Below are 7,399 nucleotides of genomic sequence, written 5' to 3' on the forward strand. Positions count from 1 at the left end.
GCGGGACCAGGCATTCGACGTCAGCCTCTAAAACTCACTCCTTAAGGATATATGCATTTCCGCCATGCGGTACTAGTGACAAATAACTTTTCCTGATCGGCGATCGCGCCCTTAATATGCAGAGAGCCATACTTTCCGGCCCCATCAACGGGGCGCTTATCTCTGGGCCAGATTAGGACTTCTGCCTGCTTAAGAATTGAATCAGTGAAAGTGGACTGCAAACCAAACGCAATTTTGCCTTCTCCCGAATCTGGCGTTTCCGCCACGATACGAAGTTTGATGCCTCGATCCAAAGCAAGGATCAACTCCTCAACAATTTCAGGGATCTTGTAAATTGCAAAACTGATCAGGGTGATTTCCTGCTGGCATTCTCGAATGAGCTGTAAGAGAACCTGATCCGTTCGCCTAATGGCAAGATTTGAGCAACTTGGCCCTGTCCAAACCAGCTCCACAGCTAGCTCTTGCCGAGTTGCTTGAACGGTATAGGCGGAGCTGGTTAAAGCGGCAGCCAATTCTGTGCTGCTCCAGAGCAAGGTTGGGTCATCTCGCCAAGTGACTAGCAAATCCTGGAGAAGTCTTCGAAACCGAGGATTTGTAACAGATTGGAGTAATTGACTGACCAAAGCCTCACTGCAGGGAGCATTAGCCTGGGCCAGCTGTTGGGTGAGACTCCCAAGAACCTCAGATGGCAGCAAGCTGACGATGCGGTGGATTTCGGTCAGCAAAGACGGAGACAAAGCTTACTCCCGGAAAAAGGCTAGGTCTTTATCGGCAAATGTTGTCACTAACAGCGAGCGGTCTAAATACTTATTTCCCCGCTCACAAGAAGTTTCGGGACTAAAGAGACAGGCATGACAGGCTGCCCAGTGGAGAGAGGGAGCACCCAGATTTGGCTTATGGTCAGCACATAGGGGATCTGAAGCACATAGACGCATGCCAATCAGGGCCTGGGCAATGTGGTAACCAAGGGTTTTCGGTTCTCCCAAGCTAACCAGACCTCCTAGAGTTCCCTCGCTATCGGGAGCAGCGGTATAGATCAAGACACCTGCCTGGGGGCCGTTTACCTCATTGGGTTGTTTGGAATAAATACGTTCTCGCAGGCTGGCGGCGTTATAGCCACACTCAATAGCGAGTTGCCGCATGAGGGCATGGGCAAAGGAATGCATCAGCAGGTAGCGCATTCCAGGAAACGGGATTTTGCTGGGGTCGAGGTTGCGAGCACGTAGCCATTGTTTTTGAGCCTCTCGGGTGCGCTGCCCCCGCTGGTAGACCAGGGTTTGGTTTTCCCAGTTACGCAGCACGGACTCTTCAAACTGGAGAAAGATACCTTCCCCTTTGACTTCGGAAGCTGGTGCCCAAAGAGGAGCATTGCGGCTTATCGGAGCACGATACTCGGCTGGGATCGCCCCTGTATCATCAAAGTCACCGGGAGACTGAATACGAGTGAACCCTACTAGGGCACGGACCTCTCGCAGTCGCTCAACCAAGACCACTTTGTCAAAGTAGGATTCATAGCCCAATGGTGGGGCAACCGGGCGCAGTTGAAACTCGGTTGTGTTTTGAGTCGACACCGAGAGGGAAAATACTTCCCACTCTGGGGTTTTTAAATCTTGAGCATCGAGTTCTTCATATCCTTGCTGGATAGACTCGATGGTTTTCCAGACATCCTCAATAGAATATTTGACAAACTCCTGAAACTCTCCCCTACCTTGCATTGTGGATAGAAGAAACTGAAGCATTTCAAGGTTTGGAGATTTGCCAAGAACATCCCAATTTTGTTGCACGAGCTGGGCTAACTGGTTTGATGCTACGGGAATCGAAAGAGCAGATAAGGTAATGCCAAACCAGCTATTGGAGGCTCCCAGCAGCATGCCCCGCATTTGTTGGGAGCAGTCTTCGTCAAAATTTTGAATATGGGGATGACGACCACGACAGCAGGGCATGTTCTGTTTGCCCGATTCGCCAAAGGCTTCGGAGAGCCGACGCGCTTTGGCATCGCAGCCATCACAGCGCACCATGATGTCGGTGGCAGCGCCGGTCACGCCGTATTCTTCAAATCTCAATGATCCTTTGCAGTCAGAGGGACCGCGATGGACGAAATAATGCCAGGGGAAATCATCCAGGTGGCCGTGCTCACAGGCGACTAGAAAACGTGAGGGGATAACGGTTGGTGACTTTTTAGCTCTAGGGCAGTTCTTATGAACATACCGGGCTTCATTAGGGCGATAGGGGTTGGTTTTTAGCTCAAATAGCCCTGATTGCAGGGGAGCCAAGAGACGGCACCGAGGGCAGACCATCCAGGTAGGAAAGGGAGCCACAGGAACGCCAATGCGAGCGACTTCATCAAAAGGGTCAATCGGGCCATCGGCATCGGGAGGAATCGGAGGAGACCGTAAGTCTTTGATCTGGCTGCCCAGCTCCTGGCGAACGGCAGCCAGCAGGCGTTCTTCGTTTAATTCAGTAGTACGAGTCTTATCCCAGCCTTCCAAGCCCATCACCATCGCAGAGAGATTGGGCAAATCGGCGATCGCGCCAATGCCATAGGTAAACAAAATTTGGCTGGGGCGGAGTTCACCCACCCGGTGTTTGTAGGGAGATGCAGTCATGGGTTCTCAATGTAGGGCTCGGGGGAACGAAAATCATCATCGGGAGCCTGGTCAGTCAGGATAAGGTTGATGGTGGGCTCCACATTCCGCAGAGAGTTCAGGCAGGTGGAAAAGCCCCAGGGGCCGCGACCGGCAGGCACCAGCAGGTTAACTGCCGTACCATCTTTGGGTTTGACCTGATATTTGAGCTGTGAACCGCCGACGGTTTGAGCTTTAGCAAGCCAGTGATCCAGCTTGGCTTCCAGCTCATTGCGAATATTCTGAGCGGTTTGGGTATCGCTGACCAGACTAGCTCGATGCACGATCACCTCGATCGCCTCCCGGACGAAAGCATGGTTGCGCTCCACCTTGTCAGCTTTATCGTTAGCGTTGAATTCTTCCCCCTGCAGCCTTACCAATGCCGCTAAAAGAGCAAACAAGCCCCGATAGGTGGCACCAGGGGCAAAGGGCGTGACGGAGAGTGCTTCCACATTCTGATAAAAAGTGGCGTGGTAATGCTCGAAGCGCTCGTAATGGGAGAGATCCCGAGGACGCGCCCAGTTGTAGACGGTGATCACCAAGCCAGGGAATGTCCGGCCTACTCGAGAGGTAGCCTGAATGTACTCAGCTGTATTTTTGGGCTGTCCGCAAGCTACCATCACCCCTAACCGCCGGACATCAACGCCGACGGAGATCATATTGGTGGCCAGAATGACATCTAACGGATCTGGACGGTCTACTTTTTCTCCGGCCTTTCGTTTAGCCTGAATTTCAGCCTCTATGTCTGGGTCAAAGGGAGTTTCCAGGCGATCCAGAATGGCCGGAATTTCGGTGGAGTCTTTACGGGAAGTGAGTTCGTCAATCGCCCGTAAATATCGCTTCGATAGTCCCCGATCATCCATGCGGGCCAGGCGGGTGCGGATGTCGTCGTCTACCAATCGCCGGGTGCCGCCTAATTCTCTCAGGGAGTTGAAGTATCCCACTAGGGTCATCCAGGGATCAGCGTCTTTACCGTAGAGTTCATAAAGACTCTGGGCTGAGGACAGTACCGCCAGGTAAACCCGAATCATCGTCGCTTTCAGACGGCGACCGGGGGCACAGATACCTAAATAAAGCCGCCCAGGGGTATCTGCTGTATCCCGCTGCCGGGAAAAGAAATTGTCTTGAATGTCTAAACCTTGGGGCGGAAAGATACTGAGATTTCGCAGGAATAGGCTATTCACCTGAGTTTTGGCCTGTCGAATCGTTGCGGTTGATGCAATCACCTTGGGGCGCACAGACTGGCCGTTCACTTCCCAGGTACAGAGCTGATCCACTGCCGTCTCATAGAGCCCTACCAGGGTTCCTAGAGGGCCACTAATCAGGTGCAATTCGTCTTGAATAATCAGGTCTGGGGGCCTGAGTTTACGGTGGGGAATGGTTTTAGCCGCTGGGTGGACTCCTACCTTCCTGTGGTTATCCTTGTCTTCCAGGTCGGGCGATCTAAATCCGTGGCGCTCGCAGTAGCCATTTACCTGCCCGAATAGCATTTGGACTTCTCCTTTCCAGGGCATTTGGGCGAACTTATCCACGGTGGCAATGAGCAGGGTGGGGAGCCGTCGGTAGATTTCTTCGTCCACCACTACCACTGGCAATCCCTCTCCTTTGGAAAAATCGCAGCGGCCCAGCGAATCGCCACATTTAATGAAGGTTCGGCCCCTTCCTTTTTCGTACCGCTCTACGTGGATGTTACGACCGGGGTCAATTTTGGAGCCGCACCAGGGGCAGTTGGTGAGTTGGTGGGGTGTCCCGCTGCCTCGCATTCTCGATTCTCGATGCTGTTTGATCGCTTCTTCGCTGTCGGCCGTTTTGTTGGGAGTGTTACGCATCCCCACCCATAGCCCAATGCGGAAGGGATCGCTGCCCCAGGTGGCTTCATCGCTTCGGCGAATGGTTTCACAGGCACAAATCAGCGCTGTGGCTCGCTGGAATTGCTGCAGCGTCAGCAATCTAAGGGTATAGCGCATGAGCACGGCTACCCCGTGCAGGCCGTCCCGGCCTTCCACCACACCCTGGAGGCGACGCAGCCCAATAGTGTAGGCAGTAAGGCCCAGATATGCCTCGGTCTTACCCCCACCCGTCGGAAACCAGAGCAGGTCGGCGATCGCATCGGTGGGATGGGAGCGATCTGGGTGGTTGAGGTCAGTGGTGCTGGGCAAGTTCAGCAGGATAAAAGCGAGCTGAAAGGGGTACCAACTGCGGCCTGGCGGGACATCAACAGTCTCCAGGGTCAGAGTTTCGCCGCGTCGCCGTCGTTCTGAATAAGCTGAGTGAATCCGTTGCTGCCACATGGCCTGGTTCATAAACCGGAAGGCTTTGGCAGCCTGGGGATTATCTCTCAGGATGGCCAGTCCGGCTTCAATGCGGGCTAAAACTTGACGGCAGTTGGCGATCGCCCCCGCCGCTATCTCTGGATACTCAGCTAACCCTTCACTTGGATCAGTAATTTTCGCTGACTGCTCCTCAATCCAAAGCTGGTAGGCCGTGGTTAAGGGCGGCAACATGACCTGAAGCTCAGAGTCAGAAGCTTCGGAGAGCCGTTTCATATCCAATACCAGCCCCTTAAGAGCAGGAATCTCCTCCTCGGTAGGTGGCTTGGTGGCTGGGACTTCGTAGTTGGGAATGATGCTGGTAGAGAGACAAATCGCCCGAGTAGGGGTGTCGGAGACTAGTTCTGCATGGACGCCAACTCCATGGCCCACAGCGAATTCAACCTGGTTACGGTACAGCATTGCCATGGCCTGATTCTCAGCATTAATCACTGGGTCTAGGGCCGCCGTGTGTTGCTCTAGAGGCTTGCGGATGAAGATGTCGGGAGCATCGGCATTGGCGGAACGCACCGATAGCTCGGGCTGGAACAACCAGGCGGTGTCTTTGTTTTGGCCAGGTTCGTGTTGACCGTTGACCAAAAAGACACTGACCATCCAATCGCCGTCCGGAAGCTGTCGAATCTGCCCTCGTAAACAGACTGAAGGAGCCTGATCAGGCACGGGAATCTCATCAATCTTGTGGTTTGCTTCCAAATTCAGAGTGACGCCGCCTTTGAAGGGATACCGTTTCCAGACTCGCCTCGGCCTGCCATCTTCGTGAGGTGTCACGCTATCCTGCTTTATGTAGCAACCCCACGCAGCCTGAATTTCCAGGGCTGTAGCTTGGGCGCTAACGCAGAAGGTCAGGCCCATTGACGAGGGAAACATGCTGTCAGTTGTAGGCACATTCGTCTCGGCGTTGCCCTCTTCAGCATTGTCCTTACCAGCCAGAGCAATGCTGTCCTGTAGCTCGGGACGATCTTCGATCACTGATTCAGCTTCCGCTTCAACATTAGAATTGCGCTTAATTGGCGCGAGTACTCCGACTAAGTAGCGATCGGTGACATGAGCTTCATTAACTTCCTCATCCTCACCATAGACTGGGCCATGTAGCTCCCTAAGAATGGATTCTTCGAGTTGGCGACGAATATCAGCAGGCGTTGCTTTTTGGAAGACGTGGTACTTTTCCGTCTTGGTTTTGGCTTGAGGTGTTTCGTCCGACGTTGATTCGTAGTGAGACGTTTCATCGACAGGATTCTCTAAAGGCGTTTCTGGAGCGGTCGGCACCCAAACTGCAGGCTGCGGATTAGACTTAGCAGTATTCTTTTGCGATTTTTTCGCTGGAGGGTGTCGCTGAGGTTGGTGTCGAGAGAATGCCAATAGTTGATCCACCAGCGTATCGGCAAGGGTGCCGTCAATGCCTAAAACATCGGCATCATCAGAGATATCGAGACCTTCTAGCAAAACTGATAAAGCTGATTCTGGCGCGGCAGAAACGGCACTCCAATCCAGCTGGGCGGTGCGATCGCGCAACTGTTGATTGACCGCCTTGATATCTAAGTTGCCGGGCAGGACAGAGGGGAGCTTGATAACCTTCATGCGGTTGTTTTACCTAGATTCCAGAGGGTTTCATCAAAGCCTTGTAACAGGTCGGAAGGTTTCTTTTTCGGGACGACGACCAGTAACGCCCGCATCGCCCGAGTCATGCCGACAAAGAGGGTGCGGCGTTCGCGGTTGAGAATTTCTTGAATCGCATCTTCGGGAGTGCCTTTAGGCATATAGGGAAACCGGCTACCGATAAAGCCCGCGATCGCCACGATGGGAAACTCTAATCCTTTTGCAGCCTTGAGCGTCAGCACTTTAATGCCCGTTTTGCCTAAGTCCAGCTCTTTGCTACTCATGTAAGTAGCCTCTAATCCTAGATAGCTCAGCTGTCCCGCCAGAGCTTTTCCGGATCGTTCACTGGGCGTGAGTATGGCACAGGCATCGATACCCAAGCGAAACTCCCGTGCGGCCATGCGACAAAACTGAGCCAGGAGTTGGCTCTCTGCTGTTTTATCGACAACCGCGCGAACCGCTGGGGGTGGACCAAAGTTAATGTATTGCCGCTCACTGGCTTCATCATCGAGCACACTGATTTGCAGATAATCGTGAGCCGCTTCGTTAATTTCACGAGTCGTTCGATGATTGACTCGGAGAATGCCGGTACGTCCTACAAACTGAAGGTCGGAATGCACATCGCCCCAACGAAAGCTGCTGCCATAGATGGACTGATTGGCATCGGCGGTGATAAAAAGTCGATTGGGTGCTTGGCAAAGCTTTACCAAGAAGCGCAGCGTATTCGGTGGCAAGTCCTGGGCTTCGTCCACGATGACGGCATCGTAAAGGGGTGTATTAGACGACAATGAGCCTGTCGGCTGACGACAACTAGAGAGGCGGATTTATTGATTTCGTCATCTGGATCCA

At 53.2% G+C, this 7,399-nt stretch carries 4 protein-coding genes; all 4 read right to left on the bottom strand.

All coding sequences use genetic code 11. From position 1 onward, the window contains the following. Nucleotides 1-41: 41 nt before the first annotated feature. The 4 genes from drmC to JUK32_RS21470 are packed head-to-tail and all read right to left on the bottom strand — an operon-like array spanning nt 42 to nt 7,338. Nucleotides 42-737: a DISARM system phospholipase D-like protein DrmC gene (drmC, locus tag JUK32_RS21455; protein ID WP_204140914.1), complete on the bottom strand. Its 696-nt coding sequence runs from the start codon at nt 735-737 to the stop codon at nt 42-44. 3 nt (nt 738-740) lie between these two features. After that, nucleotides 741-2,606 (bottom strand): DUF1998 domain-containing protein, encoded by a 1,866-nt coding sequence (drmB, locus tag JUK32_RS21460; RefSeq protein ID WP_204140915.1) that lies wholly within the window; start codon nt 2,604-2,606, stop codon nt 741-743. Beyond that, the gene (gene drmA / locus JUK32_RS21465; protein WP_204140916.1) at nt 2,603-6,532 is read right to left on the bottom strand and encodes a DISARM system helicase DrmA; all 3,930 of its coding nucleotides are present in this window, start codon (nt 6,530-6,532) and stop codon (nt 2,603-2,605) included. Before drmA ends, drmB begins: the two co-directional genes overlap by 4 nt. Further along, nucleotides 6,529-7,338 (bottom strand): 3'-5' exonuclease, encoded by an 810-nt coding sequence (locus JUK32_RS21470; RefSeq protein WP_239112930.1) that lies wholly within the window; start codon nt 7,336-7,338, stop codon nt 6,529-6,531. Before JUK32_RS21470 ends, drmA begins: the two co-directional genes overlap by 4 nt. Nucleotides 7,339-7,399 lie beyond the last annotated feature (61 nt).

Source organism: Halomicronema sp. CCY15110 (assembly GCF_016888165.1).
Taxonomy (GTDB): domain Bacteria; phylum Cyanobacteriota; class Cyanobacteriia; order Phormidesmidales; family Phormidesmidaceae; genus Halomicronema.